The 23,572-nt window shown below is 64.4% G+C and carries 35 protein-coding genes; 3 read left to right on the top strand and 32 right to left on the bottom strand.

The genetic code is table 11. The features are described from left to right. Positions 1-69: 69 nt before the first annotated feature. The 31 genes from FPZ24_RS05835 to rpsL form a co-directional block, all read right to left on the bottom strand. Positions 70-1,134, bottom strand: a complete 1,065-nt coding sequence (locus tag FPZ24_RS05835; RefSeq protein ID WP_146570144.1) for a DNA-directed RNA polymerase subunit alpha — start codon at positions 1,132-1,134, stop codon at positions 70-72. A 91-nt stretch (positions 1,135-1,225) separates the two neighbouring features. Beyond that, a complete protein-coding gene (gene rpsK / locus FPZ24_RS05830) occupies positions 1,226-1,615 on the bottom strand; it encodes a 30S ribosomal protein S11 (protein WP_146570143.1) in 390 nt (129 codons plus the stop codon). A gap of 57 nt (positions 1,616-1,672) precedes the next feature. Further along, a complete protein-coding gene (gene rpsM, locus FPZ24_RS05825; RefSeq protein WP_146570142.1) occupies positions 1,673-2,041 on the bottom strand; it encodes a 30S ribosomal protein S13 in 369 nt (122 codons plus the stop codon). Positions 2,042-2,218: 177 nt separating this feature from the next. After that, complete coding sequence (locus FPZ24_RS05820) at positions 2,219-2,752, bottom strand: SRPBCC family protein (RefSeq protein ID WP_146570141.1); 534 nt, start codon at positions 2,750-2,752, stop codon at positions 2,219-2,221. A 142-nt stretch (positions 2,753-2,894) separates the two neighbouring features. Next, positions 2,895-3,545 carry an adenylate kinase gene (locus FPZ24_RS05815; RefSeq protein WP_146570140.1) on the bottom strand — a complete coding sequence of 217 codons (651 nt, stop codon included), beginning with the start codon at positions 3,543-3,545 and terminating at the stop codon, positions 2,895-2,897. A 34-nt stretch (positions 3,546-3,579) separates the two neighbouring features. Further along, entirely contained in the window at positions 3,580-4,944 is a 1,365-nt protein-coding gene (gene secY, locus FPZ24_RS05810) for a preprotein translocase subunit SecY (protein ID WP_146570139.1), read from the bottom strand. Positions 4,945-5,043: 99 nt separating this feature from the next. Then, complete coding sequence (gene rplO / locus FPZ24_RS05805) at positions 5,044-5,601, bottom strand: 50S ribosomal protein L15 (protein WP_146570138.1); 558 nt, start codon at positions 5,599-5,601, stop codon at positions 5,044-5,046. A 142-nt stretch (positions 5,602-5,743) separates the two neighbouring features. Beyond that, the gene (gene rpmD / locus FPZ24_RS05800) at positions 5,744-5,920 is read right to left on the bottom strand and encodes a 50S ribosomal protein L30 (protein WP_146570137.1); all 177 of its coding nucleotides are present in this window, start codon (positions 5,918-5,920) and stop codon (positions 5,744-5,746) included. A 5-nt stretch (positions 5,921-5,925) separates the two neighbouring features. After that, positions 5,926-6,663, bottom strand: coding sequence for a 30S ribosomal protein S5 (rpsE, locus tag FPZ24_RS05795; protein WP_146570136.1), 738 nt, complete (start codon positions 6,661-6,663; stop codon positions 5,926-5,928). Between the two features lie 2 nt (positions 6,664-6,665). Further along, the gene (rplR, locus tag FPZ24_RS05790; RefSeq protein ID WP_146570135.1) at positions 6,666-7,016 is read right to left on the bottom strand and encodes a 50S ribosomal protein L18; all 351 of its coding nucleotides are present in this window, start codon (positions 7,014-7,016) and stop codon (positions 6,666-6,668) included. Next, positions 7,016-7,549 (bottom strand): 50S ribosomal protein L6, encoded by a 534-nt coding sequence (gene rplF / locus FPZ24_RS05785; RefSeq protein WP_146570134.1) that lies wholly within the window; start codon positions 7,547-7,549, stop codon positions 7,016-7,018. Before rplF ends, rplR begins: the two co-directional genes overlap by 1 nt. Continuing rightward, entirely contained in the window at positions 7,549-7,944 is a 396-nt protein-coding gene (gene rpsH / locus FPZ24_RS05780) for a 30S ribosomal protein S8 (RefSeq protein ID WP_146570133.1), read from the bottom strand. Before rpsH ends, rplF begins: the two co-directional genes overlap by 1 nt. Positions 7,945-7,954: 10 nt before the next feature. After that, positions 7,955-8,260 carry a 30S ribosomal protein S14 gene (gene rpsN / locus FPZ24_RS05775; protein ID WP_146570132.1) on the bottom strand — a complete coding sequence of 102 codons (306 nt, stop codon included), beginning with the start codon at positions 8,258-8,260 and terminating at the stop codon, positions 7,955-7,957. Between the two features lie 19 nt (positions 8,261-8,279). Then, positions 8,280-8,873: a 50S ribosomal protein L5 gene (gene rplE, locus FPZ24_RS05770; protein ID WP_146570131.1), complete on the bottom strand. Its 594-nt coding sequence runs from the start codon at positions 8,871-8,873 to the stop codon at positions 8,280-8,282. Beyond that, a complete protein-coding gene (rplX, locus tag FPZ24_RS05765; RefSeq protein ID WP_146570130.1) occupies positions 8,866-9,183 on the bottom strand; it encodes a 50S ribosomal protein L24 in 318 nt (105 codons plus the stop codon). Before rplX ends, rplE begins: the two co-directional genes overlap by 8 nt. Next, entirely contained in the window at positions 9,183-9,551 is a 369-nt protein-coding gene (gene rplN / locus FPZ24_RS05760; protein WP_146570129.1) for a 50S ribosomal protein L14, read from the bottom strand. Before rplN ends, rplX begins: the two co-directional genes overlap by 1 nt. Before the next feature lie 81 nt (positions 9,552-9,632). Continuing rightward, entirely contained in the window at positions 9,633-9,926 is a 294-nt protein-coding gene (gene rpsQ, locus FPZ24_RS05755; protein WP_146570128.1) for a 30S ribosomal protein S17, read from the bottom strand. Positions 9,927-9,936: 10 nt separating this feature from the next. Then, positions 9,937-10,164 (bottom strand): 50S ribosomal protein L29, encoded by a 228-nt coding sequence (gene rpmC, locus FPZ24_RS05750; protein ID WP_146570127.1) that lies wholly within the window; start codon positions 10,162-10,164, stop codon positions 9,937-9,939. A gap of 1 nt (position 10,165) precedes the next feature. Then, on the bottom strand, positions 10,166-10,600 hold the full coding sequence (gene rplP / locus FPZ24_RS05745; RefSeq protein ID WP_146570126.1) for a 50S ribosomal protein L16: 435 nt from the start codon (positions 10,598-10,600) through the stop codon (positions 10,166-10,168). A gap of 11 nt (positions 10,601-10,611) precedes the next feature. Further along, a complete protein-coding gene (rpsC, locus tag FPZ24_RS05740) occupies positions 10,612-11,319 on the bottom strand; it encodes a 30S ribosomal protein S3 (protein ID WP_146570125.1) in 708 nt (235 codons plus the stop codon). Beyond that, positions 11,319-11,696, bottom strand: coding sequence for a 50S ribosomal protein L22 (gene rplV, locus FPZ24_RS05735; protein WP_146570124.1), 378 nt, complete (start codon positions 11,694-11,696; stop codon positions 11,319-11,321). Before rplV ends, rpsC begins: the two co-directional genes overlap by 1 nt. 1 nt (position 11,697) lies before the next feature. Next, positions 11,698-11,973: a 30S ribosomal protein S19 gene (gene rpsS, locus FPZ24_RS05730; protein ID WP_146570123.1), complete on the bottom strand. Its 276-nt coding sequence runs from the start codon at positions 11,971-11,973 to the stop codon at positions 11,698-11,700. 2 nt (positions 11,974-11,975) lie between these two features. Further along, positions 11,976-12,830 (bottom strand): 50S ribosomal protein L2, encoded by an 855-nt coding sequence (gene rplB / locus FPZ24_RS05725; RefSeq protein ID WP_146570122.1) that lies wholly within the window; start codon positions 12,828-12,830, stop codon positions 11,976-11,978. Beyond that, complete coding sequence (locus tag FPZ24_RS05720) at positions 12,830-13,153, bottom strand: 50S ribosomal protein L23 (protein WP_146570121.1); 324 nt, start codon at positions 13,151-13,153, stop codon at positions 12,830-12,832. The genes rplB and FPZ24_RS05720 overlap by 1 nt, the downstream gene beginning before the upstream one ends. Then, positions 13,146-13,775, bottom strand: coding sequence for a 50S ribosomal protein L4 (gene rplD / locus FPZ24_RS05715; protein ID WP_146570120.1), 630 nt, complete (start codon positions 13,773-13,775; stop codon positions 13,146-13,148). Before rplD ends, FPZ24_RS05720 begins: the two co-directional genes overlap by 8 nt. 2 nt (positions 13,776-13,777) lie before the next feature. After that, complete coding sequence (gene rplC / locus FPZ24_RS05710; protein WP_146570119.1) at positions 13,778-14,536, bottom strand: 50S ribosomal protein L3; 759 nt, start codon at positions 14,534-14,536, stop codon at positions 13,778-13,780. A gap of 229 nt (positions 14,537-14,765) precedes the next feature. Beyond that, positions 14,766-15,074 carry a 30S ribosomal protein S10 gene (gene rpsJ, locus FPZ24_RS05705; protein WP_146570118.1) on the bottom strand — a complete coding sequence of 103 codons (309 nt, stop codon included), beginning with the start codon at positions 15,072-15,074 and terminating at the stop codon, positions 14,766-14,768. A gap of 770 nt (positions 15,075-15,844) precedes the next feature. Beyond that, positions 15,845-17,041: an elongation factor Tu gene (tuf, locus tag FPZ24_RS05700; RefSeq protein ID WP_146570117.1), complete on the bottom strand. Its 1,197-nt coding sequence runs from the start codon at positions 17,039-17,041 to the stop codon at positions 15,845-15,847. Positions 17,042-17,137: 96 nt separating this feature from the next. Further along, the gene (gene fusA / locus FPZ24_RS05695; protein WP_146570116.1) at positions 17,138-19,231 is read right to left on the bottom strand and encodes an elongation factor G; all 2,094 of its coding nucleotides are present in this window, start codon (positions 19,229-19,231) and stop codon (positions 17,138-17,140) included. A gap of 102 nt (positions 19,232-19,333) precedes the next feature. After that, the gene (gene rpsG, locus FPZ24_RS05690; protein WP_146570115.1) at positions 19,334-19,804 is read right to left on the bottom strand and encodes a 30S ribosomal protein S7; all 471 of its coding nucleotides are present in this window, start codon (positions 19,802-19,804) and stop codon (positions 19,334-19,336) included. A 110-nt stretch (positions 19,805-19,914) separates the two neighbouring features. Continuing rightward, complete coding sequence (rpsL, locus tag FPZ24_RS05685; RefSeq protein ID WP_022691828.1) at positions 19,915-20,286, bottom strand: 30S ribosomal protein S12; 372 nt, start codon at positions 20,284-20,286, stop codon at positions 19,915-19,917. A 249-nt stretch (positions 20,287-20,535) separates the two neighbouring features. On the opposite strand from rpsL, the gene FPZ24_RS05680 reads away from it, so the two are divergent. The 3 genes from FPZ24_RS05680 to FPZ24_RS05670 are packed head-to-tail and all read left to right on the top strand — an operon-like array spanning position 20,536 to position 22,171. Continuing rightward, positions 20,536-21,141, top strand: a complete 606-nt coding sequence (locus FPZ24_RS05680) for a hypothetical protein (protein WP_146570114.1) — start codon at positions 20,536-20,538, stop codon at positions 21,139-21,141. A gap of 57 nt (positions 21,142-21,198) precedes the next feature. Continuing rightward, a complete protein-coding gene (locus tag FPZ24_RS05675) occupies positions 21,199-21,663 on the top strand; it encodes a bactofilin family protein (protein ID WP_146570113.1) in 465 nt (154 codons plus the stop codon). Positions 21,664-21,718: 55 nt separating this feature from the next. Then, positions 21,719-22,171, top strand: a complete 453-nt coding sequence (locus FPZ24_RS05670; RefSeq protein ID WP_146570112.1) for a GFA family protein — start codon at positions 21,719-21,721, stop codon at positions 22,169-22,171. Here the strand turns inward: FPZ24_RS05670 and FPZ24_RS05665 are convergent. Next, on the bottom strand, positions 22,165-23,565 hold the full coding sequence (locus FPZ24_RS05665) for a hypothetical protein (RefSeq protein WP_240047635.1): 1,401 nt from the start codon (positions 23,563-23,565) through the stop codon (positions 22,165-22,167). The genes FPZ24_RS05670 and FPZ24_RS05665 overlap by 7 nt on opposite strands. Positions 23,566-23,572: the final 7 nt, after the last annotated feature.

Below are 23,572 nucleotides of genomic sequence, written 5' to 3'. Positions count from 1 at the left end.
AACCTCGCTTCGCGAGGCCGGCCGGGCATTACGCCGTCTCGGGATTAGCTTGCGCTAATCCCGTGCGGCTCAGCCCATGATCTCCTGCTCAAGCTTCTTGGCCATCTCTTCGATGTTCTCGGGCGGCCAACCCGGGATTTCCATCCCAAGGCGAAGCCCCATCGACGACAGCACTTCCTTGATCTCGTTGAGCGACTTGCGGCCGAAGTTCGGCGTGCGCAGCATCTCGGCTTCGGTCTTGCCGACCAGGTCGCCGATATAGATGATGTTGTCGTTCTTGAGGCAGTTGGCCGAGCGGACCGACAGTTCGAGCTCGTCGACCTTCTTGAGCAAGTAGCGGTTGATCTGCTGCGTGTCGCCCGCAACGCCACCGCTTTCGGCCGGGGCGGCAGCGATGCCGATCGGCGCCGAACGCGTGATCGCGGAATCGTCGAAGTGGACGAACAGCGCCAGCTGGTCCTGCAGGATGCGCGCAGCGTAAGCGAGCGCGTCCTCCGGGGTCACCGTGCCGTCGGTTTCGATCGACAGCGTCAGCTTGTCGTAGTCGAGCTCCTGCCCGACGCGGGTGTTCTCGACCTTGTACGACACCTGGCGAACCGGGCTGTACAGCGCGTCGACCGGGATCAGGCCGATCGGCGCGTCGGCAGGACGGTTGGCGACGGCCGCAACATAGCCCTTACCGACATCGGCGGTCAGTTCCATGTTGAGCGTCGCGCCCTCGTCGAGGTGGCAGATCAGCAGATCGGGGTTCATCACCTCGATATCGCCAGAGACGGCGATATCGCCCGCCTTGACGTCGGCCGGGCCGGTCGCCGAGAGCTGGAGACGCTTCGGCCCTTCGCCCTGCATCTTGAGCGCGATCTGCTTCACGTTGAGCACGATGTCGGTGACGTCCTCGCGGACGCCCGCCAGCGAGCTGAACTCGTGGAGCACGTTCTCGATCTTGATCGAGGTCACCGCAGCACCCTGCAGCGACGACAGCAACACGCGGCGCAGCGCGTTGCCGAGCGTCAGGCCAAAGCCACGCTCCAGCGGTTCGGCGACGAACGTCGCCTTCGACTTGCCTTCTCCACCCTTCTTTTCAAGAGCGTTGGGCTTCTTCAGTTCCTGCCAGTTTTTAGCGTTGACGGACAAGGTTCTCGTCCCCTGGGTTGGGCCGCTCCTGGGGTTAGAGCAGCCGGGTATCAAAAATCGCACCGGCGCGTCCGCCGGCACGGTAACAAAATCAGACGCGCCGGCGCTTCGACGGGCGAACGCCGTTGTGCGGGATCGAGGTCACGTCGCGGATCGACGTGATCTGGAAACCGACCGCCTGCAACGCACGAAGCGCGCTCTCGCGGCCCGAACCCGGACCCTTCACTTCGACCTCGAGCGTGCGGACGCCATGTTCGGCGGCCTTCTTGCCGGCGTCCTCGGCCGCGACCTGCGCGGCGTACGGCGTCGACTTGCGCGAGCCCTTGAAGCCCATCATGCCGGCGGACGACCACGAAATGGCGTTGCCCTGGGCATCGGTGATGGTGATCATGGTGTTGTTGAAGCTGGCGTTCACATGGGCGACGCCGGCGGTGATGTTCTTGCGTTCACGGCGCTTAATGCGCTGCGGTTCACGTGCCATTTGGTAATTCCTGACCTTATCTACAAGGAAGCGAGCCGCCTGAAGACGGCTGCGAGCTTACTTCTTCTTGCCGGCGATCGGCTTTGCCTTGCCCTTGCGGGTGCGCGCGTTGGTGTGCGTGCGCTGACCGCGGACCGGCAAGCCCTTGCGATGGCGCAGGCCGCGATAGCAGGCCAGATCCATCAGGCGCTTGATGTTCATCGCGGTCTGACGACGAAGATCGCCTTCCACCGTGTAGCCGGCGTCGATCGCTTCGCGGATCTGCAGCACTTCCTGATCGGTCAGGTCCTGCACGCGCGTCTCGGCGGCGATGTTCAGCTTCGTGGTGATTTCCTTGGCCTTGGCCGGACCGATACCGTGGATATAGGTCAGCGCGATCACCACGCGCTTGTTGGTCGGGATGTTGACACCCGCAATACGTGCCATGAAACTTTTCTCCTAGCTCCACAGAGGACGGCATGGCTGCCACGTCCCCCATCTCATCGCGTCAAATCCCGAAACGCACGAATGCGGCGGACGCAAGAGAGCGCCGCCGGACAGCCGGGGTATCGGAAGAGCGCTGATCTAGGTGTGAGTCGGCACCCTGTCAAGCGTCGGTAAACCCTATTTGGCGGGCGGCGGGGCCTCGGCGGCCGCCTTGAGCGCGGCGACTTGCTCGCCTAGAACACCATCGACCGGTGCCGCCATCTTCTCGAACCCGCCGGACATATAGCCGCTGACCGTGTAAGTCATCTTCAGCGTCGTCGCCTTGTCGCCGTCGGGGCTGAGTTCGAACGTCATGACGCCGGTCATCGCATAGGCCTGCAACGGACCGAAGGCGCCCTCCATGCGGAGTAGCTTGCCCTTATCGACGAAGATCAGCCGCGCATGCGCGACGCTCCCCCGCCCCGGCAGCTTTTCGCAGAAGCAGCCGGTCGCCTGGCTGTCGATGTACAGGTTCGTACTGTCGCCCGACCAGGTATGCTCTTTCGCCCACCAGCGTTGCGGCGCGCGCAGCGTCTCCCACACCGCGTCGGGCGTTGCGGCGATCGAGACGGTCTTTGAGACGGTGAATCCGGCGGCGCTGCTATCGACCACGTCGGCGGTGGCGGGCGACGCGATGAGCGCGAGTGGCGCGAAGGCGGTGAAACGGAGCATGTTGTCCCTCCCCTCAAGGAAACACACTTACCTCGCAAGACACGACCCGTCACCCCGGCCTTGTGCCGGGGTCTGCGCCTCAAGGTCGGAAATCAGCCGGTGTGGCGCGGCGGATGCCGGGACTAGCCCGGCATGACGTCGATTATTTGCGGTCCAAAGTCGCCGAGATCGCCGCGCTGACCGCGTCCATGTCGCCCATGCCGTCGATCCGGGTCAGGATGCCCTTGGCTTCGTAGATGGGAATAATCGGCGCGGTCTTGGCGCGATATTCGGCCATGCGCGTGCGGACGGTTTCCTCGTTGTCGTCCGGCCGGCGCTTGAACTCGTGATGGCCGCACACGTCGCACGTGCCGTCGACCTTCGGACGGTGGAACTTGTCGTGATAATTCGCGCCGCAATTCGCGCACGAGAAGCGGCCGACGATCCGCTCGACCAGCGCGTCCTCGTCGACCTCGAGCTCGATCACGCGGTCGAGCTTGCGACCGTGCTGCGCGAGGATCGCGTCGAGCGATTCCGCCTGCGCCGCCGTGCGCGGATAGCCGTCGAAGATCGCACCCTGATCGTCGCCCATCGTCGACAGCTTGTCGTCGATCAGCGCCGAGACGATTTCGTCCGAGACCAACGCCCCGGAATCCATCACGGCCGCGACCTGATGCCCCAGCGGGGTGTCGGCCTTGCGCGCGGCGCGCAGCATGTCGCCGGTCGACAGCTGGACCATGCCGCGGGCTTGCACCAGCCGTTCGGCCTGTGTCCCCTTGCCCGCGCCCGGCGGTCCCAGAAGGATGATGTTCACGGCAGTCCTCTCCCCTGTCGTGTCGGCCATCCGCTTAGCGGAGGCGTCCACCCTTCAGCTTCGCCTTCTTGATCAGGTCGCCATATTGGTGCGCCAACAGGTGCGACTGGATCTGCGTCACGGTATCCATCGTCACGTTGACCACGATCAACAAGCTGGTGCCACCAAGGTAGAACGGGATCTTGAGCGCCGAGACCAGATATTCCGGCACCAGACAGATGAAGGCCAGGTAAGCCGCGCCGATCACCGTGATACGGGTCAGCACGTAGTCGAAATAGATTTCGGTGTTCTTGCCGGGGCGGATGCCGGGAATGAACCCGCCATAGCGCTTCAAATTGTCCGCAGTCTCTTCCGGGTTGAACACGACCGCGGTGTAGAAGAACGCGAAGAAGATGATCCCCGCGCCGTACAGCGTCATGTACAGCGGGCTGCCGTGTTGGAGGTACTGGTTGAGCGTGATGATCACGTCGCCCCACCAGCTGTCGCCCGCAGTCTTGTTGCCGGCGAACTGCGTGATGGTCAGCGGCATCAGCAGCAGCGACGAAGCGAAGATCGGCGGGATCACGCCCGCGGTGTTGAGCTTCAGCGGCAAGTGGCTGCGGTCCGACTGGACGCCCCGCGCGGTCTGCCGCTTGGGATATTGGATCAGGATGCGACGCTGCGCGCGCTCCATGAAGCAGATCAGCAGGACGATGCCGACGACGGCGACGATAATGCCGATCAGCTGGAAGCTGTCCATGCTGCCGGTGCGGCTGCCGTTGACCAGGTTGTAGATGTTGGTCGGCATGTTCGCGACGATGCCGGCCATGATGATCAGCGACACGCCGTTGCCGATGCCGCGGCTGGTGATCTGCTCGCCCAGCCACATCAGGAACATCGTACCGCCGATCAGCGAGATGACCGCGCCCGCGCGGAACATCATGCCGGGCTCGACGACTGCCTGGATGCCCTGCGTCGCGCCGAAGCTCTCGAGCCCGACGGCGATGAAATAGCCCTGGATCGCGGTCAGCGCGACGGTGCCGTAGCGCGTATATTGGTTGAGCCGCTTGCGCCCGCTCTCGCCTTCCTTCTTGATCGCCGCGAGCGCCGGCGACAGCGACGTCGCGAGCTGCACCACGATCGAGGCGGTGATGTAAGGCATCACGCCGAGCGCGATCAGCGACATTCTCTTAAGGGAGCCGCCCGAGAAATTGTTGAAGAAATCCAGCACGCCGCCGGTCGTCTTGTCGCCGAGGATGCCGAGCGCGGTCGGATCGACCCCGGGCAGCGGCACATAGCTCAACAGGCGGAACACGATCAGCGCGCCGATGGTGAACCACAACCTTTTCTTGAGGTCGGTCGCCTGGGCGAACTTCGATAGATTGAGCCCGGAGGCGAGACTGTCGGCTGCGGATGCCATTGCGTGTTTACGTCCTGAAAACTGAAACGGCGGCGAGCGCTTCGCATCGCCCCCCGCCGTTCATATAGTCACGTGCTCCGGCTTGTCACCGGGTACGGTTCACTTCTTCGCCGCGGCGGCCTGCTTGGCTTCCTTGTCGGCCTTGCGCGCCTTGTACTGCACGCCCTTCTTGGCGGCGGCCTTTTCGGCGGCGGGAACGACGTGGATCACATCGACCTTGCCACCCGCCTTCTCGACCGCTTCGATCGCGCCCTTCGACGCGCCGGCGACGGTGAAGTTCAGCTTGGCCGAGAACTCGCCCTTGCCGAGCAGACGGACGCCATCCTTGCCGCCACGGGCGACACCGGCTTCCTTGAGCGCGGCGTGATCGAGCGTCGCGCCGGCCTTGATCTTCTTGGCATCGACCAGCTTCTGGATCGTGCCCAGGTTCACCTCGGCATAATCCTTGGCGAAGATGTTGTTGAAGCCACGCTTCGGCAGACGCATGTGGAGCGGCATCTGGCCGCCCTCGAAGCCGGCGATCGAGACGCCCTCACGGCTCTTTTGGCCCTTCTGGCCGCGGCCGCCGGTCTTGCCCTTGCCCGAGCCGATGCCGCGTCCGACGCGGATCTTGGACTTACGGGCGCCCGCATTGTCGCGGAGTTCGTTCAGTTTCATATTATGCACTCGCTTTCGCTTTTGTCGCGCTATGCCCCTTTATCGTCATGCCAGCGAAAGCTGGCATCTCCTTGTGGCTGGGGCATCCGAGCCACCACGAGACCCCAGCTTTCGCTGGGGTGACGGGTTATTTATTAGGAGCTTACCCCTCGACGGTCACCATATGAGCGACCTTGCGGATCATGCCGCGCACGTCGGGCGTGTCCTGCAGCTCGACGGTCTTGTGCATCTTATTGAGGCCAAGCCCGACCAGCGTCGCACGCTGGCTCTTCTCGCGGCGGATCGGCGAACCGGTCTGCGTGATCTTGATGGTAGCCATTGGTCTTACTCCGCGATCGCGGCCGCATCGGCCTCGGCGGTTGCGGAACCGCCACGGCCGAGCAGGTCGGCGATCTTCTTGCCGCGGCGCTGCGCAACGCTCTTCGGCGAGGTCTGCTCGCCGAGCGCTTCGAAGGTGGCGCGGATCATGTTGTAGGGGTTCGAGGTGCCGACCGACTTGGTCACCACGTCGGCGACGCCCAGGCTTTCGAACACGGCGCGCATCGGACCACCGGCGATGATGCCGGTACCCTGCGGCGCCGAGCGCAAAGTAACCTTGCCGGCGCCGAAGTGACCGTTGCCGTCGTGATGCAGCGTGCGGCCTTCCTTCAGCGGAACGCGGACCATCTTCTTCTTGGCCGCAGCGGTCGCCTTCGAAATGGCTTCCGGCACTTCGCGCGCCTTGCCGTGACCGAAGCCGACGCGGCCCTTGCCGTCGCCCACGACGACGAGCGCCGCAAAGCCGAAGCGCTTGCCGCCCTTCACCGTCTTCGAGACGCGGTTGATGTGGACCAGCTTCTCGATCAGCTCTTCGCCGCCGTCGTCCATGCCGGGACCGCCACGGCCACGATTGCCGTCACGACCGCCACGACCGCCGTCGCGACCACCGCGATTGCCGCCACCGCCGCCCGGGCCGCCGCGACCGCGGCCGCCGCGCGCACCGCGCTGCTGGCCGGCGTCCGCTGCCGGAGCATCGACCGGGGCGCCGATCGGCGCTTCGGTCTGGTTGGTTTCGTCAGCCATTCTTAGAACTCCAATCCGGCTTCGCGCGCGGCGTCGGCCAGTGCCTTGACGCGGCCGTGGTAGAGGAAGCCGCCACGGTCGAACACGACCTGCTTGATGCCGGCCTTCACCGCGGCTTCCGCCACGCGCTTGCCGACCGCGGTCGCGGCCGCGATGTTGGACGTCGCGCCGTCATGACCCGACAAAGTCGAGGCCGAGGCAACGGTCGTGCCCTTCTCGTCGTCGATCACCTGGGCATAGATGTGCTTGCCCGAGCGATGCACCGACAGGCGAGCGCGCGTACCGCCACGCGCACGGAGCGCGGTGCGATTGCGGCGGCGCCGCTTTTCGAACAGTGAAAGACCCTTGGTCATTACTTCTTTTTCCCTTCCTTACGGAAGATGTACTCGCCGTCGTACTTGATGCCCTTGCCCTTGTACGGCTCGGGCTTACGCCAGCGGCGGATCTCGGCGGCGAGCTGGCCGACCTTCTGCTTGTCCGCACCCGAAATCTCGACCGTGGTCTGATCCGGGGTCGCGACCGTGATGCCTTCCGGCACGTCGATATCGACGTCGTGCGAATAGCCCAGCTGCAGCTTCAGCTTCTTGCCCTGCGCGTTGGCGCGGTAGCCGACGCCGGTGATCAGCAGCTTTTTCGAGAAGCCGGTGGTCACGCCGGTCACCAGGTTCTGCACCAGCGTGCGCTGCATGCCCCAGAAGGAGCGCGCGCGCTTGGTCTCGTTGGCCGGCGTCACGCCGATCGAATCGGCCTGGACGTCCCACTTGACCTCCTGGGCCATCGGCATGCTCAGGGTGCCCTTGGGACCCTTCATGCTCAGCACGCCGCCCTCGACCGTGGCGGTGACACCGCTCGGGATCGCGACCGGCTTCTTACCGATGCGGCTCATCAGAACACCTCCGCCAGCACTTCGCCACCGACGTTCTGGTCGCGCGCTTCGGCATCCGAAAGCACGCCACGCGGCGTCGAGACGATGGTGATGCCCAGGCCGTTCATCACGCGCGGCAGTTCCTGCGAACCGCTATACACGCGGCGACCCGGCTTGGAGACGCGCGCGACGTGCTTGATGGCCGGCTGGCCTTCGAAATACTTGAGTTCGATCCGGATGCCCTTGGCGGGCCCCATTTCTTCCTCGCTGTAACCGCGGATATAGCCCTCGCGCTGGAGAACGTCGAGCACGCGGACGCGCAACTTCGACGCCGGCGAAAGGACCGAGTCCTTTCGCGCGCGCTGGCCGTTGCGGATGCGGGTGAGCATATCACCCAGGGGATCGGTCACTGCCATCTTCGTGTCCTTACCAGCTCGACTTCGTGACGCCGGGAATCAGGCCCTTGTTGGCCAGTTCGCGCAGCTGCACACGGCAGAGACGGAATTTGCGGTAATAAGCGCGGGGACGACCCGTCACTTCGCAACGATTGCGGATGCGGGTCGGGTTGCCGTTGCGGGGCAACTCGGCCATCTTCAGCCGCGCGATCAGGCGCTCGGTCTCGTCGAGCGACTTGTCGTTCGCCTGCGCCTTGAGCTTCGCCAGCTTGGGAGCGGTCTTCGCCACCAGCTTCTTGCGACGCTCGTTCTTGTTCACGGAACTCAGTTTCGCCATGACTTAAGTTCTCTTTCCCTTATGCCGCTTGCTTCTGCTCGCCGTCCGCATCCTGCGGGAACGGGAAGCCGAAGAGACGGAGAAGCTCGCGAGCCTCATCGTCGGTCTTTGCAGTGGTGGTGACGATGACGTCCATGCCGCGCACCTTGTCGATGCGGTCATAGTTGATCTCCGGGAACACCAACTGTTCCTTGAGACCCATCGCGTAATTGCCGCGACCGTCGAAGCTCTTCGGGTTCAGCCCGCGGAAGTCGCGAACGCGCGGCAGCGCGATCGTGATGAAGCGGTCAAGGAACTCGTACATGCGCTCGCGGCGAAGGGTGACCTTCACGCCGATCGGCATGCCTTCACGCAGCTTGAACTGCGCGATCGACTTCTTCGCCTTGGTGACGACCGGCTTCTGGCCCGCGATCAGCTCCATTTCGGAAGCGGCCTGCTCGACCTTCTTCTTGTCCTGGGTCGCTTCGCCCACGCCCATGTTCAGAACGATCTTTTCGATCTTCGGAACTTCGAGCGGGTTCGTGTAGCCGAACTTGTCGGTCATCGCCTTGACGATCTTCTCGTCATAGATGCCCTTCATGCGCGGCGTGTACTTGGTGTCTGCCTTAGCCATCGATCTTCTTCCCGGTCTTGACCGCGACGCGGACCTTCTTGCCGTCCTTGCCCGTTTCGAAACGGACGCGGGTCGGCTTGCCGTCGACGACGTGGGCAACCTTCGAAATGTGCATCGGCGCTTCCGACCGGTCGAGCCCGCCCTGCGGGTTCGCCTGGCTCGGCTTCACGTGACGCACGTGAACATTCACGCCCGACACGATGACCTTGCCGTCCTTCGGCATCGCCTTGGTGACTTCGCCGGTCCGGCCCTTGTCCTTGCCGGACAGGACGATGACCTGGTCACCCTTCTTGATCTTCGCGGCGGCCATTACAGCACCTCCGGCGCAAGGCTGATGATCTTCATGTGCTTCTTCGCACGCAGTTCGCGGACCACCGGGCCAAAGATACGGGTGCCGATCGGCTCCTCGTTCTTGTTGACCAGGACGGCAGCGTTGCTGTCGAACCGGATCACCGTGCCGTCGGCGCGGCGAATGTCCTTGCGGGTGCGCACGATGACGGCGCGGTGAACGTCGCCCTTCTTCACGCGGCCGCGCGGTTGCGCTTCCTTGATGCTGACGACGATGATGTCGCCAACGCCTGCCGTGCGGCGCTTCGAGCCGCCCAGCACCTTGATGCACTGCACCCGCTTCGCGCCGCTATTGTCAGCGACGTCGAGATTGGATTGCATCTGGATCATCGATCCGCTTCCTTCTCTCTTGGCCTACCGGGACACGCCCGGGGGTTCCGCTAAACTCTCGACCCGTTGGGGCCGAACGACTTACGCGCCGGCGGCTGCTTCCTCGCCACCCAGCTCGACCCGCTCCGGCGTCGCGTGGGTGTTGACCCGCTCGATCACCTTCCAGGTCTTCAGCTTGCTGATCGGCGCGGTCTCTTCGATCCGCACGGTCTCACCCTGCTTGTATTCGTTGCCCTCGTCATGGGCGTGGTACTTCTTCGAACGGCGGATGATCTTGCCGTAGAGCGCATGCTTGACCTTGCGTTCCACGTTCACGACCACCGTCTTGTCGCCCTTGTCCGAGACGATCTGTCCGGTCAGCACGCGCTTCGGCATTGCTTCTTCCTTACTTCGCGGCCGACGCGGCTTTCGCACGCGTGGACTGCTGGGTCTTGATACGGGCGATGTCACGACGGACTTCGCGCACGCGGCTCGGCTTTTCGAGCTGGCTGGTCGCCGCCTGGAAACGGAGGTTGAACGCCTCGCGCTTCAGCTCGCCCAGGGTCTCGTTCAGCTGGTCGTCGCTCTTGCCGGCGACGTCGAGCTTGCTCGACTTGGTTTCTTTCTTGGCCATCTTATTCGCCTCCGAGGTGCGACGTGTCGCCCAGACGCGCCACGACCTTGACCTTGATCGGCAGCTTCATCGCTGCGCGGCTGAACGCTTCCGCCGCGAGCGGGCCGGGAACGCCGTCCAGCTCGAACAGGATGCGGCCGGGCTTGACGCGGGCTGCCCAATATTCGGGAGCGCCCTTGCCCTTACCCATGCGGACTTCGGCCGGCTTGCCGGTCACGGGAAGATCCGGGAAAATGCGGATCCACAACCGCCCCTGGCGCTTGATGTGACGCGTGATCGCGCGGCGAGCCGCCTCGATCTGACGCGCGGTGATCCGCTCCGGCTCCAGTGCCTTCAGCCCGTACGAGCCGAAGTTCAGCGTAGCGCCGCCCTTGGCATCGCCGTGAATGCGACCCTTGAACTGCTTGCGGTGCGCGAACTTTTTCGGTTGCAGCATCTCTTATATCCTTAGCGGCGATCGTCGCGCGCCGGGCGCACGCCGGAGGTTTGAGCCTCCATCATCAACCGGTCCTGCGCCATCGGGTCGTGACCGAGGATCTCACCCTTGAACACCCACACCTTGACGCCGCAGACACCGTAAGCGGTGTGCGCCTGCGCTTCGGCGTAATCGAGGTTGGCACGCAGCGTGTGACGCGGCACGCGGCCCTCACGATAGCTCTCGGTCCGCGCGATTTCGGCGCCGCCGAGACGGCCGCCGCACATCACGTGGATGCCGTCGGCACCCAGGCGCATCGCCGACTGCACCGCGCGCTTCATGGCGCGGCGGAACGCGATGCGACGCTCGAGCTGGTCGGCAATGCCCTGCGCGACGAGCTTCGCGTCGATCTCCGGCTTGCGGATCTCGACGATGTTCAGCGACACGTCGGACGAAGTCATCGTGCCGAGCTTCTTGCGAAGCTTCTCGATGTCGGTGCCCTTCTTGCCGATGATCACGCCGGGGCGCGCGGCATAGATCGACACGCGGCACAGCTTGGCCGGACGCTCGATGACCACCTTTGAAATCGCGGCCTGGGGCAGCGTGTCGACGATGTACTTGCGGATCTTCAGATCCTCGAGCAGCAGCTTGCCGTAATCCTGGCCTTCCGCGAACCAGCGGCTGTCCCAGGTACGGTTGATCTGCAGGCGCAGGCCGATCGGATTGCTCTTGTGACCCATTATGCTTCTTCCTGCTCGCGGACGACGATGCGAAGACGCGAGAACGGCTTCAGGATGCGGGTGGACTTGCCACGGCCGCGGGTCGCGAAACGCTTCAACGTGATCGACTTGCCGACCGACGCCTCCGACACGACCAGCGCATCGACGTCGAGGTTGTGGTTGTTTTCCGCGTTGGCGATCGCCGAGGCGAGAACCTTGCGCGCATCGACCGCCATACCCTTCTTCGAGAAGGCCAGGATGTTGAGCGCGTCGCCGGCCTTGCGGCCGCGGATCAGGCCAGCCACCAGGTTCAGCTTCTGCGCCGAACCACGGATCTGGGTCGCAACGGCCAGCGCTTCCTTGTCGCCGACCTTGCGGGGGGATTTAGCCTTGGACATCTTAACGCTTGCCCTTCTTGTCGGCGGCGTGGCCCGGGAAATACCGGGTCGGTGCGAACTCGCCGAGCTTCATGCCGACCATGTCTTCGTTGACCGAGACGGGGACGAACTTGCGGCCGTTATAGACGCTGAACGTCAGGCCGACGAAGTCGGGCAGGATCGTCGAGCGGCGCGACCAGGTCTTGATCGGCGCGCGCGCGTTGGTTTCCTGCGCGGTCTGCGCCTTCTTGAGCAGGCTCAGTTCGACGAACGGGCCCTTCCAGACTGAACGAGCCATGGTTAGCCCTTCCTCTTAGTCGAATGACGCGACCGGATGATCATCTTGTCGGTCGATTTGTTGTGACGAGTGCGAGCACCCTTGGTCGGCTTGCCCCACGGGGTAACCGGATGACGGCCGCCCGAGGTCCGGCCTTCACCGCCGCCGTGCGGGTGGTCGACCGGGTTCTTCGCGACACCGCGGGTCAGCGGGCGGATGCCCTTCCAGCGGTTGCGCCCGGCCTTGCCGAGATTGGTGTTCTGGTTGTCGGGGTTCGAGACCGCACCGACCGTCGCCATGCAGTTCGCGTGGATGTAGCGCTGCTCGCCCGAATTCAGGCGAACGATCACCATCCCACGGTCGCGACCGACGACCTGGACATAGGTACCGGCCGAACGCGCGATCTGACCGCCCTTGCCCGGCTTCATCTCGACGTTGTGGACGATGGTGCCGACCGGCATCTGGCCCATTTCCATCGCGTTGCCCGGCTTCACGTCGGTCTTCTTGCCCGCGATCACCTTGTCGCCGACGCCGAGGCGCTGCGGTGCGATGATGTAGGCCAGGCGATCCTTGCCGTCCTCGCCCGCGCCGTAGTTCACGAGCGCGATGAAGGCGGTGCGGTTCGGGTCATACTCGATCCGCTCCACCGTGCCGTCGACGTCCCACAAGCGACGCTTGAAGTCGATGACGCGATACTTCTGCTTGTGGCCGCCCGCGATGCCGCGGCTGGTCACATGGCCCTTGTTGTTGCGGCCGCCGGTCTTCTGCTTGCCTTCGGTCAGCGCCTTGATGGGGCGACCCTTGAACAAGCCCGACCGGTCGATCAGGATCAAGCCGCGGCGCGCCGGGCTCGTCGGGTTATAATGCTTGAGTGCCATTACGCGCTGACCCCTTGCGTCACGTCGATGGACTGACCGTCCTTCAGCGTCACGATCGCCTTCTTCATGTCGGAGCGCGTGTAGTCGGCGCCCTTCCACTTCTTGGTCTTGCCCTTCTGGACGATCGTGTTGACGTTCGTGACGCTGACATTGAACAGCGCCTCGACGGCAGCCTTGATCTCGGGCTTGGTCGCGTCACGCGCGACCTTGAACACCACCGCATTCTGTTCCGACATCATCGTCGACTTTTCGGTGATGTGCGGGGCAACGATCACGTCGTAATGACGGATGTCGACGCCCGACTTCGCAGGCTTCTTAGCCATTGAAACGCGCCTCCAGCTTTTCGACCGCGGCGCGCGTCAGCACCAGCGTGTCATGCTTCAGGATGTCGTAGACGTTGGCGCCGGCGGCCGGGAGCACGTTGAGGTGACCCAGGTTGCCCGCCGCCAGCGCGAAGCTCGTCTCGACCGCATCGCCGTCGATGAACAGCACCGACTTGCCGAAGCCCGCCTTTGCCAGATCGCCCTTCAGCGTCTTGGTCTTGCTGTCCTTCACCGACAGGCTGTCCATGATCACCAGCGAACCCGCCTTGGCGTGGCTCGACAGCGCCATCTTCAGGCCTAGCGCGCGGATCTTCTTGTTCAGGCCCGGATTGAAGTCGCGGACGCGAGCGCCGTGCGCCTTACCACCGCCGATGAACACCGGGGCGCGGCGATCGCCGTGACGGGCGGTACCGCCGCCCTTCTGGCGACCGAACTTCTTGCCGGTGCGGGCGACGTCGGCGCGTTCACGCGTGCCGCGTGCGGTCGCACGACGCTTTTCGAGCTGCCAGGTGACGACGCGGTGCAGGATGTCGGCGCGCGGATCGAGGCCGAAGACCTCGTCGTTGAGCTCGACGTCCGCCGCTTTCGCCTTGGCGTCGAAGGAGGAAACCTTGACCTTCACGTTCAGCCCTCCTGGCCTTCGGTCGCTTCCGGCGTCTCGACAACCTCGGCGGGCGTCTCGGCGGGAGCGGCATTGTTGCTGTTGGCGGCCTGCTTCAGCCCGGCCGGGAACGGCGCGTCGGCGTGGCGGGCGACCTTGACGGCGTCCTTGACGAGCAGCCAGCCGCCCTTCGAGCCAGGGACCGAGCCCTTGACGAAGATGAGGCCGCGCTCGACGTCGGTGCCGACGATCTCGAGATTCTGCTGGGTGCGGTTCTTGTCACCCATGTGACCGGCCATCTTCTTGTTCTTGAAGACCTTGCCCGGATCCTGGCGCTGACCGGTCGAACCGAGCGAGCGGTGCGAGACCGACACGCCGTGCGTCGCGCGCAGACCGCCGAAGCCCCAGCGCTTCATGCCGCCCTGGAAGCCCTTACCCTGGGTCTTGCCCTGGATATCGACGATCTGGCCGGCGACGTAATGGTCGGCCGAAATCTCGGCGCCCACGTCCAGCAGACCGTCTTCGTCCACACGGAATTCGGCGAGGAAGGCCTTCGCCTCGACCTCGGCCTTGCCGTAGTGGCCGCGCTGCGGCTTGGCGACGTTCTTCGCCTTGGCGACGCCCGCGCCCAACTGAACGGCGGTGTAGCCGTCCTTATCCATTTCGCGACGGGAAACGACCTGCAGCCCTTCGAGGCTCAGAACGGTAACCGGCACGTGGCGGCCGTCGTCCTGAAACAGGCGGGTCATCCCCAACTTCTTCGCGATCACGCCAGTGCGCATGATCTTGGCTCCTTACAGAGGCACGGACGGGACCATCCCGAAAGTGCTTGGGACCGATGCGAACATCGATCGGTCCAGCCCGGTAATGCGAAGCGAGCCCCCGTCCCGGGCTGGTTGTTCCTGGCATACGCCTGAAACGTGACGGGAGACGCTGCCTGATCCGAAGATCAGCGGTATCTCTATTTGTCAGCGTCCCGCGAGACCGGAGTCGATCGCGGGAGCGGTGCCGTTAGGCGAGTTTGATCTCGACGTCAACGCCTGCGGCGAGATCGAGCTTCATCAGTGCGTCGACCGTCTGCGGGGTCGGCTGAACAATGTCCAGCATGCGCTTGTAGGTGCGAACCTCGAACTGCTCGCGCGACTTCTTGTCGATGTGCGGGCCGCGGTTCACGGTGAACTTCTCGATGCGCGTCGGCAGCGGGATCGGACCACGGATCATCGCGCCGGTGCGGCGCGCGGTGTCGGCGATGTCGCCGGTCGCCTGATCGAGCACGCGATGGTCGAACGCCTTCAGGCGAATGCGGATATTGCTGTCCATGGTTCCTACCGATGCGAAAGAGCGGGGCAGCTAGCCCTTGCGGGGGCCACCTCTTGCTGGTTCATACGAAAACTGAAGGCGGGCCACTACACAGAGTGGCGCTGGGGATCAACCCCCGTTCGTCGCATTGTCGCGAGAAAGTGCGATGGCATCCTTTGCGATCATTGGTCTCACGGCCCGGTGAAAGACACCGTCCCCTTAGTCCATAATATCCTGCCAGCCGCATCTTGCTCCCACGCAACCTGTGCAAAGATCGGATAGGGGCCGTAAAACCTTCCACCGGTCTGTCGGAACTCACCTAATCGAATGGCCGGGATAGCGTCGCATGGACGGAGAATGCTGAAGCCCTGTTGTTTGAGACTTCGCTCTAAGCGATTTGCAGCACTGCCCACGGGAAACTGCTTTGAAAGCCGGTCTATGAGTTCCGGAGAAAGCGCCTCTTCCGAGGGCCGGTAGAGTTCCGCTTCGGCCTTGTCCTTAGGCGGACAGCCTCCATTCCACCATCCGCCTGCCGCGGTGACGTTTTCTAGCAGTGGGGGTGTCGACGGTGTGAGTGTCTCACTGCAACCACCCGCGACCAGCGAGCCCGCGAAGACGAAAGGGAGAAACCGCTTGAGCATGAAACAATGCTGCATCAGTTTACATCCGCTCGCCACTCAATTGCCAACTCTCGGCAACGGACGAGGATCGTCTCCCACCACAACCCCAAACGCAGAAAAGCCCGACCTCTCGCGAGGCCGGGCTTTCCGGTCAGTCCTGGGACTGAAAGCTTACTTGGTGATGCCCGAGACGATGCCCGAACCGACCGTGCGGCCACCCTCGCGGATGGTGAAGCGCTGGCCGACGTCCATGGCGATCGGTGCGATGAGCTTGATGCCCAGCGCGACGTTGTCGCCCGGCATGACCATTTCGGTGCCCGAAGGCAGCTCAACGGTGCCGGTCACGTCGGTCGTGCGGAAGTAGAACTGCGGACGATAGTTGGCGAAGAACGGCGTGTGACGGCCGCCTTCTTCCTTCGACAGCACGTACACTTCCGACGAGAAGTCGGTGTGCGGCTTGATCGAGCCCGGCTTGCAGAGAACCTGGCCACGCTCGACGTCCTCACGGCCCACGCCGCGGATCAGCGCGCCGATATTGTCGCCGGCCTGGCCCTGGTCGAGCAGCTTGCGGAACATTTCGACGCCCGTGACGGTGGTCTTGCGGACTTCCGGCTGGATGCCGACGATCTCGACTTCCTCACCGACCTTGACCACGCCGGTCTCGACGCGGCCGGTGACGACGGTACCGCGACCCGAGATCGAGAACACGTCTTCGATCGGCATCATGAACGGCTTATCGAGCGGACGCTCCGGCTGCGGCAGGTATTCGTCGACCGCCTTCATCAGGCTGAGGACGGCGTCCTTGCCGAGCTTGTCGTCGCCGCCGTTCAGCGCAGCAGTGGCCGAGCCCGGGATCACGGGGATGTCGTCGCCCGGGAAGTCGTACGAGCTGAGAAGCTCGCGGATTTCCAGCTCGACCAGCTCGAGGATCTCGGCGTCGTCGACCAGGTCGACCTTGTTCATGAACACGACCATCGCCGGCACGCCGACCTGGCGCGCGAGCAGGATGTGCTCGCGGGTCTGCGGCATCGGGCCGTCGGTGGCCGACACGACCAGGATCGCGCCGTCCATCTGCGCGGCGCCGGTGATCATGTTCTTCACATAGTCGGCGTGGCCCGGGCAATCGACGTGCGCGTAGTGGCGCGCTTCGGTCTCATACTCGACGTGCGCGGTCGAGATGGTGATGCCGCGCTCGCGCTCTTCCGGCGCCTTGTCGATGTTGGCGAAGTCGACCGCTGCGTTGCCCGCAACGTTCTCGGCCAGAATCTTGGTGATCGCTGCCGTCAGCGACGTCTTGCCATGGTCGACGTGACCGATGGTGCCGATGTTCATGTGCGGCTTGTTCCGCTCAAACTTTGCCTTCGCCATTTTTTCCTACCTTCTGGGAAAATTCGTTTCGTGGGTCGCCGGGACCACCGCGAAGGCGGCCCCATAGCGGGTGTTTTTAACTAATGCCAGCCCCGCTTACGCGAGCTTGGCCTTTACCTCGTCGGCCACATTCTGCGGCACTTCGTCGTAATGCGAGAACTGCATCGAGTAGCTCGCGCGGCCCTGCGTGAACGACCGCAGCGAGTTCACGTAGCCGAACATGTTGGCCAGCGGGACCATCGCATCGACCGTCTGCGCGTTGCCGCGAGCATCGGTGCCCTGGATCTGGCCGCGGCGGCTGTTCATGTCGCCGATGACGTCGCCCAGATAGTCTTCCGGGGTGACGACTTCGACCTTCATGACCGGCTCGAGCAGCGTGATGCCCGACTTCTGAGCCGCTTCGCGCATCGCGCCGCGGGCACAGATTTCGAACGCCAGCGCCGACGAGTCGACGTCGTGATACGCGCCGTCGTACAGCAGGATCTCGAAGTCGATGATCGGGAAGCCGACCAGCGAACCGGTCGCCGCCGTCTCGCGGAAGCCCTTCTCGATCGCGGGGATATATTCCTTCGGAATGTTACCGCCCTTGATCTCGTCCTTGAAGATGATGCCCGCGCCGCGCTCGCCCGGGGTCAGCTTGACCTTCACGCGACCGAACTGGCCGGTACCGCCCGACTGCTTCTTGTGCGTGTAGTCGATGTCGACCGGCTTCTTCAGATACTCGCGATACGCCACCTGCGGCGCACCGACGTTCGCTTCGACCTTGAACTCGCGCTTCATGCGATCGACCAGGATCTCGAGGTGGAGTTCGCCCATCCCCTTGATGATGGTCTGACCCGATTCGTGATCGGTCGTCACGCGGAACGAGGGATCCTCGGCAGCCAGGCGGTTGAGCGCGACGCCCATCTTTTCCTGGTCTGCCTTGGTCTTCGGTTCCACCGAAAGCTCGATGACGGGTTCCGGGAACTCCATGCGCTCGAGGATGATCGGGTGCTGCATGTCGCACAAAGTGTCGCCGGTCGTGGTTTCCTTGAGACCCGCGATCGCGACGATGTCGCCGGCGCGTGCCTCGTCGATGTCTTCACGCGAATTCGCGTGCATCAGGAGCATACGGCCGATCTTTTCCTTCTTGTCCTTCACCGAGTTCAGGTACTGGCCCTTTTCGAGCTTGCCCGAATAGATGCGCGCGAAGGTGAGCGAGCCGACGAACGGGTCGTTCATGATCTTGAACGCCAGCAGCGACAGCGGCGCGTCGTCCGAAGCCGGACGCGAATCCGGGGTCTCGCCGTCGAGCTTCACGCCCTGCACGTCCGGAATGTCGAGCGGCGACGGCAGATAGTCGACGACGGCGTCGAGCAATGGCTGCACGCCCTTGTTCTTGAACGCCGAGCCGCACACGATGGGCACGAACGACATGGCCAGCGTCCCCTTGCGGATCAGCTTCTTCAGCGTCGCAACGTCGGGCTCGTTGCCCTCGAGATACTGCTCCATGACGTCGTCGTCTTGCTCGACGGCCATTTCGATCAGGTCGTTGCGATACTTGGCGGCCTTTTCCTTCAGGTCATCCGGGATGTCCTGATATTCGAACTTCGCGCCCAAGCTCTCTTCGAGCCAGATGATCGCGCGGTTCTCGACCAGGTCGACCAGGCCCTTGAAGCCGCCTTCGATGCCGATCGGCAGATACAGCACGGCCGGACGCGCGCCGAGGCGCTCGATGATCGAGTTGACGCAATAATAAAAATCGGCGCCGGTGCGATCGAGCTTGTTGACGAAACACATGCGCGGCACGCCGTACTTGTCGGCCTGACGCCACACGGTTTCCGACTGCGGCTCGACGCCCGCAACGCCGTCGAAACACGCGACCGCGCCGTCGAGCACGCGCAGCGAACGCTCGACTTCGATCGTGAAGTCGACGTGGCCCGGCGTGTCGATGATGTTGATCAGATGCTCGGGGCCCTTGCCGTCCTCGGCCTTCCACTTGCAGGTGGTCGCCGCCGACGTGATCGTGATCCCGCGCTCCTGCTCCTGCTCCATCCAGTCCATCGTCGCGGTGCCTTCGTGCACTTCGCCGATCTTGTAGGACTTGCCGGTGTAATACAGGATGCGCTCGGTCGTCGTCGTCTTGCCGGCATCGATGTGCGCCATGATGCCGATGTTACGATAGAGTTCGAGCGGATGGCTGCGGGCCATGACGTGCTTTCCTTAGCGATGTGGGAGGCCGGACGATCCGACCTCCCGTATGTAGGTAATTTTATTACCGTTGCCAGACCGCCGCGAACGACGGCCGAGCGATTACCAACGGTAGTGCGAGAACGCGCGGTTCGCTTCCGCCATGCGGTGCGTGTCTTCGCGCTTCTTGACCGCGTTGCCGCGATTGTTCGACGCGTCGAGCAGCTCGCCCGACAGGCGCGCCGACATGGTGTTCTCGCTGCGCGCACGCGCGGCCGAGATCAGCCAGCGGATCGCCAGCGCCTGGGCACGCTCGGGGCGCACTTCGACCGGAACCTGATACGTCGCACCGCCGACGCGGCGCGAACGGACTTCGATGCCCGGCTTGATGTTGTTCAGCGCGTCATGGAACACGCCGAGCGGGTCCTTCTTGGCGCGAGTCTCGACGGTTTCCATCGCCGAATAGACGATGCCTTCCGCGACCGACTTCTTGCCGTCCAGCATGACGCTGTTCATGAATTTCGACAGGACCTCATCACCAAACTTGGGATCAGGCAGGATTTCCCGCTTCTCGGGACGACGACGACGAGCCATTTGCTCTTTTCCTTCTAATCAACCAGCCGTCGCCCCGGCGGAGGCCGGGGCCGTTGGCGGCTATGTCACAACATCTAACTCAGCGATCCCGGCCTTCGCCGGGATGACGGTTATTTCGGACGCTTCGCGCCGTACTTCGAACGGCTCTGCTTGCGATCCTTGACACCCTGCGTGTCGAGCACGCCACGCAGCACGTGGTAACGCACACCGGGAAGGTCGCGCACACGGCCGCCACGGATCAGGACCACCGAGTGCTCCTGAAGGTTGTGGCCCTCACCGGGGATGTAGCTGATGACTTCGCGCTGGTTGGTCAGGCGGACCTTGGCCACCTTGCGCAGCGCCGAATTCGGCTTCTTCGGGGTCGTCGTATAGACGCGGGTGCAGACGCCGCGCTTCTGCGGGTTCTGCTCCATCGCAGGGACCTTCGACTTGGCCTTCTGCGGGTCGCGGCCCTTGCGGACCAGCTGGTTGATCGTTGGCATGAAGCCCTTCACCTTTTGCGTTACCAGAAATCTGGCGGTTACTTTGCCGGGAGCCTTTGGAAAAAACGAAAAGGGTCGTTGGGCGCCTCTCGGCACATCCCATGACCCGCGTCTTCCGGCAGCGTTCAGCTCTCCCCCCATGGCAAAAGCGCTATGTGGGGCGGGCGGGCCTATAGACGCGGAGTCGGAAACGGTCAACGGGGCGCGGGGCTTTACGCGACGCTAACCCGTGGCGGCTATCAGGACACGGTGTTCGCGTCCCCCTTCCCCACCCCCCGAACCGGATTCGCATCCGCGCGTCAAGCGGCGCGCCGGGCCTGGCTGACCGTCATAGCCGTCGCGCTAGCGTGCGGATCGGCGGCGGTACGGATCGTTCCCGGTTTCTTCAGCATCGATATGCCGCCACGGCTGTCCGACGGCGCACCCAATATCTGGGCGCTCGTCGAGGCGCTGCCCTGGACCGGCGGGCTGCCGCTCGCCGGGTTGGCGATGGCGGCGGCGCTGGGCGCGGCGGCCTGGCTGATCGCGCACTTCTCCGCCCGTCCGCCGCGTGGCGGGAAGCTGCTGCCCGCCACGTTGCTGGTGAGCCTCACGCTGCCCGCTCTGCTGCCGCAGATGACGGCCGGCGACTTCCTGATCGCCGTTGTCTTGAGCGGCATGCTGGCCGTCCGGCAGCGACAGACCGGCATCGCCGCCCTCGTCATTGCCGGCTGGGTATTGGCGTTTTGCGGCTTCGCGGCACTCGGCGCGGCGCCGATCATGGTTGCCACATTATTGATTGCGCGTCCGTTCCTCGCCTCGCCAGCCAATGACAACGGCCTGCCGCTTAATCCAGGTGAAGCCTATCCGGCCTGACCCCGGTCGCTGATAGGATCGCTCGCGAATCGGGGAATCGCGACGGAGGGGTTATCCATGTTCAGCAAGCGCGACGACGCACCGGCGTCTTCATCCTATCAGCCCGCACCCGCGGCGAAGCGCGCCGCGCCCGGCGGTTTTTCGGTGATCGGCCCGGACATCCAGATCACCGGCAACGTCCGCGCGACCGCCGACCTGCATATCGAGGGACGGATCGAGGGGGACCTCGATTGCGGTAACCTCGTGCTCGGCGCCGAAGCGGTGGTGAACGGCCAGGTCCGCGCCGAGACCGCCCGCATCGCCGGCACGATCGAGGGATCAGTCGCGATCCGTCAGCTCGTGGTCGAATCGGGCGCGCGGATCACCGGCGACGTTGAATATGAATCGGTCTCGCTGGAAAACGGCGCGCATATCGACGGCCGCATGAAGCACGCCGCGCTCAAGCCCGCCTCGGTCGTTCCCGCGATCGGCGGGCCGAAGGAGCTCAAGATGGTCGACGCGACGACCGAACAGGCCGCCTGACGACAGGGAACGCGTCGGCTATAGGGCGGTTCGTCACCCGGAGAGGAACGAACCGATGCCCGACTGGACGCTGCCGATGGAGGGGGGATGCCGCTGCGGCAAGGTGCGCATCCGTATCACCATGCCGCCGATGGTGACGATGCTGTGCCATTGCACCGGCTGCCAGCACATGAGCGCCAGCGCGTTTTCGACGACGATCATCGTGCCGACCGACGGCTTCGAGGTCACGCAGGGCGATACGGTGATCGGCGGGATCCACGGTGACCAGGGCCGGCACAACCATTGCGATTGGTGCAAGAGCTGGATGTTCACGCGGATCGTGCCCGAGCAGGGCTTCGTCAACGTCCGCGCGACGATGCTCGACGACCCGTCATGGTTCGTGCCGTTCGCGGAGGTCTATACCAGCGAGGCCTTGCCCTGGGCGATCGCTGGTGCTCCGCACAGCTACGAGAAATTCCCGCCGATGGAAGACTATCAGAAGCTGATCGGCGCGTTTGCCGCTCAGTAGGCGAGCATGCCGGCATAGGTGTCGGGGGCCGGCGGCAGGATGATGCGGCTGGCGACCGCGCTGACGACGACGAACGCCAGCGCCGCGCCGCCCAGTTGCACCGCGCGTTTCGATGGTGCGCCGTCGGCCAGCACCAGCACGCTCGCCAGCGCCGCCGCCATCATCGGCCAGAGATGATAGCGCAAATCGGACGCGATGCTGATCGCGGCGAAGCTTGCCTCGAGCGCGAGCCCCGACACCAGCAACGCCAGCGCGAGATCGCGCAGCGGTGACCGCGGTCGGCGCAGCGCGACGATCGCCGTCACCATCGCGAGCGCCAGCCACACGATCGGCCAGGCCAGTGGCGTCTCGCCGAGCGGCGCAGTCTCGTTGACCAGCCAAGCGGCGGGCCTGCCCGGATTGGCGAGCCCGATCGCGTTGCCCTCGGCCACGTCCGGCGGCCAGGCGTCGGGCCAGCCGGTCGGCACCAGCCAGCGTTCGGTCGAATTGAGATGCGCCAAGCGATGCGCCGAATAGGCGAACGGGTGGTGCATGATCGCCTCGGCCAGCGTGGCGTAGAGCTGTCCCGCCGTCAGATCGTTGAGCGGCGCCTCGGCATCCGCGCACGCCCCGTCGCCGAGCGGATCCCAGAAGAACGGCTTGACGCAATGCCCGCGCTTGAGCGCCGCGACTTGCGCCGCGCCCAATCGCGTCGCGGTCGGATCGGCCACGCGCACGGCGATCCCGGCGAGATCGTATCGCGGCTGGGTCGTGCGCACGCCGCTCTCCTCGGCGCCGAAGATCGATTGATTGACGATCGGCATCGCTGCCAGCGTCGCCAGCACCATCGCCCCGCCGAGCGCCGCGCGCATCCGCCAGCGTGTCGCAACGAGCATCGCGACCAACGGCGCGACCGCGAACACGGCGTTGGCGCGCACCAGCGTCGCATAGCCGAAACAGAGCGCCGCGAGCGCCCAGCCCCACCACGGCACGCGTCGCCCGTCGAACCGCCACCACGCCATCAGCCCCACGCCGGCAAGCATCGCGCCGAGCATCTGCGCGTCCTTGAGCACCGCAATCTGCCAGACCAGAAACACCGGCAGCACGCCGCACGCCAGGACGGCGAACGCCGCTTTTCGCCTATCCGCTCGCGCCAACGCTCCCGCGATTAGGCCAAGTCCGAGCCAATAGAGCATGACCTGCACCACCAGCATCGGCTGCGCGGCACCCCCGACCGCTCGATGCAGCCCCGCCCAAAGCCGCGCCATCGCCGGCGGGTGCCAGTCGTCGTACTGACCGCTCAGCACCTGGCCGAACTGCGCGACAGTGTCGTACATCGCGATGCCGGGCCAAGCCGCCGCGAGCGTCAGCGCGGCGAGCAGTATCGCGACGATCAGCGGCCAGGATCGGCGCACATTCCCC

This window comes from Sphingomonas panacisoli, from assembly GCF_007859635.1.
Lineage (GTDB): Bacteria > Pseudomonadota > Alphaproteobacteria > Sphingomonadales > Sphingomonadaceae > Sphingomonas > Sphingomonas panacisoli.
Note: the sequence above shows the minus strand (reverse complement) of the source record. Positions and strands in the feature narration are given on the sequence as shown.

What these genes read in the sequence shown, in the direction of transcription:
- tuf (WP_146570117.1), bottom strand. Translation starts at nt 17,041, where the DNA reads ATGGCGAAGGCAAAGTTTGAGCGGAACAAGCCGCACATGAACATCGGC.
- rpsL (WP_022691828.1), bottom strand. Translation starts at nt 20,286, where the DNA reads ATGCCAACGATCAACCAGCTGGTCCGCAAGGGCCGCGACCCGCAGAAG.
- rplB (WP_146570122.1), bottom strand. Translation starts at nt 12,830, where the DNA reads ATGGCACTCAAGCATTATAACCCGACGAGCCCGGCGCGCCGCGGCTTG.
- FPZ24_RS05675 (WP_146570113.1), top strand. Translation starts at nt 21,199, where the DNA reads ATGTTCAGCAAGCGCGACGACGCACCGGCGTCTTCATCCTATCAGCCC.
- rpsS (WP_146570123.1), bottom strand. Translation starts at nt 11,973, where the DNA reads ATGGCTCGTTCAGTCTGGAAGGGCCCGTTCGTCGAACTGAGCCTGCTC.
- rpsQ (WP_146570128.1), bottom strand. Translation starts at nt 9,926, where the DNA reads ATGCCGAAGCGCGTGCTGACCGGACAGATCGTCTCGGACAAGGGCGAC.
- rplC (WP_146570119.1), bottom strand. Translation starts at nt 14,536, where the DNA reads ATGCGCACTGGCGTGATCGCGAAGAAGTTGGGGATGACCCGCCTGTTT.
- FPZ24_RS05820 (WP_146570141.1), bottom strand. Translation starts at nt 2,752, where the DNA reads ATGCTCCGTTTCACCGCCTTCGCGCCACTCGCGCTCATCGCGTCGCCC.
- secY (WP_146570139.1), bottom strand. Translation starts at nt 4,944, where the DNA reads ATGGCATCCGCAGCCGACAGTCTCGCCTCCGGGCTCAATCTATCGAAG.
- rplX (WP_146570130.1), bottom strand. Translation starts at nt 9,183, where the DNA reads ATGGCCGCCGCGAAGATCAAGAAGGGTGACCAGGTCATCGTCCTGTCC.
- rplN (WP_146570129.1), bottom strand. Translation starts at nt 9,551, where the DNA reads ATGATCCAGATGCAATCCAATCTCGACGTCGCTGACAATAGCGGCGCG.
- FPZ24_RS05670 (WP_146570112.1), top strand. Translation starts at nt 21,719, where the DNA reads ATGCCCGACTGGACGCTGCCGATGGAGGGGGGATGCCGCTGCGGCAAG.
- rpmD (WP_146570137.1), bottom strand. Translation starts at nt 5,920, where the DNA reads ATGGCTACCATCAAGATCACGCAGACCGGTTCGCCGATCCGCCGCGAG.
- rplE (WP_146570131.1), bottom strand. Translation starts at nt 8,873, where the DNA reads ATGGCTAAGGCAGACACCAAGTACACGCCGCGCATGAAGGGCATCTAT.
- rpsE (WP_146570136.1), bottom strand. Translation starts at nt 6,663, where the DNA reads ATGGCTGACGAAACCAACCAGACCGAAGCGCCGATCGGCGCCCCGGTC.
- rpsG (WP_146570115.1), bottom strand. Translation starts at nt 19,804, where the DNA reads ATGGCTCGTCGTCGTCGTCCCGAGAAGCGGGAAATCCTGCCTGATCCC.
- rpsC (WP_146570125.1), bottom strand. Translation starts at nt 11,319, where the DNA reads ATGGGTCACAAGAGCAATCCGATCGGCCTGCGCCTGCAGATCAACCGT.
- rplF (WP_146570134.1), bottom strand. Translation starts at nt 7,549, where the DNA reads ATGAGCCGCATCGGTAAGAAGCCGGTCGCGATCCCGAGCGGTGTCACC.
- rplO (WP_146570138.1), bottom strand. Translation starts at nt 5,601, where the DNA reads ATGAAACTGAACGAACTCCGCGACAATGCGGGCGCCCGTAAGTCCAAG.
- rpsM (WP_146570142.1), bottom strand. Translation starts at nt 2,041, where the DNA reads ATGGCACGTATTGCGGGTGTCAACATCCCGACCAACAAGCGCGTGGTG.
- fusA (WP_146570116.1), bottom strand. Translation starts at nt 19,231, where the DNA reads ATGGCCCGCAGCCATCCGCTCGAACTCTATCGTAACATCGGCATCATG.
- rplV (WP_146570124.1), bottom strand. Translation starts at nt 11,696, where the DNA reads ATGTCCAAGGCTAAATCCCCCCGCAAGGTCGGCGACAAGGAAGCGCTG.
- rpsJ (WP_146570118.1), bottom strand. Translation starts at nt 15,074, where the DNA reads ATGGACAGCAATATCCGCATTCGCCTGAAGGCGTTCGACCATCGCGTG.
- rpmC (WP_146570127.1), bottom strand. Translation starts at nt 10,164, where the DNA reads ATGGCCAAGAAAGAAACCAAGTCGAGCAAGCTCGACGTCGCCGGCAAG.
- rpsH (WP_146570133.1), bottom strand. Translation starts at nt 7,944, where the DNA reads ATGGCAGTGACCGATCCCCTGGGTGATATGCTCACCCGCATCCGCAAC.
- rpsK (WP_146570143.1), bottom strand. Translation starts at nt 1,615, where the DNA reads ATGGCACGTGAACCGCAGCGCATTAAGCGCCGTGAACGCAAGAACATC.
- rplP (WP_146570126.1), bottom strand. Translation starts at nt 10,600, where the DNA reads ATGCTGCAACCGAAAAAGTTCGCGCACCGCAAGCAGTTCAAGGGTCGC.
- FPZ24_RS05720 (WP_146570121.1), bottom strand. Translation starts at nt 13,153, where the DNA reads ATGGCTAAGAAGCCTGCGAAGTCGGGCGTCGACATCCGTCATTACGAC.
- rpsN (WP_146570132.1), bottom strand. Translation starts at nt 8,260, where the DNA reads ATGGCGAAACTGAGTTCCGTGAACAAGAACGAGCGTCGCAAGAAGCTG.
- rplR (WP_146570135.1), bottom strand. Translation starts at nt 7,016, where the DNA reads ATGACCAAGGGTCTTTCACTGTTCGAAAAGCGGCGCCGCCGCAATCGC.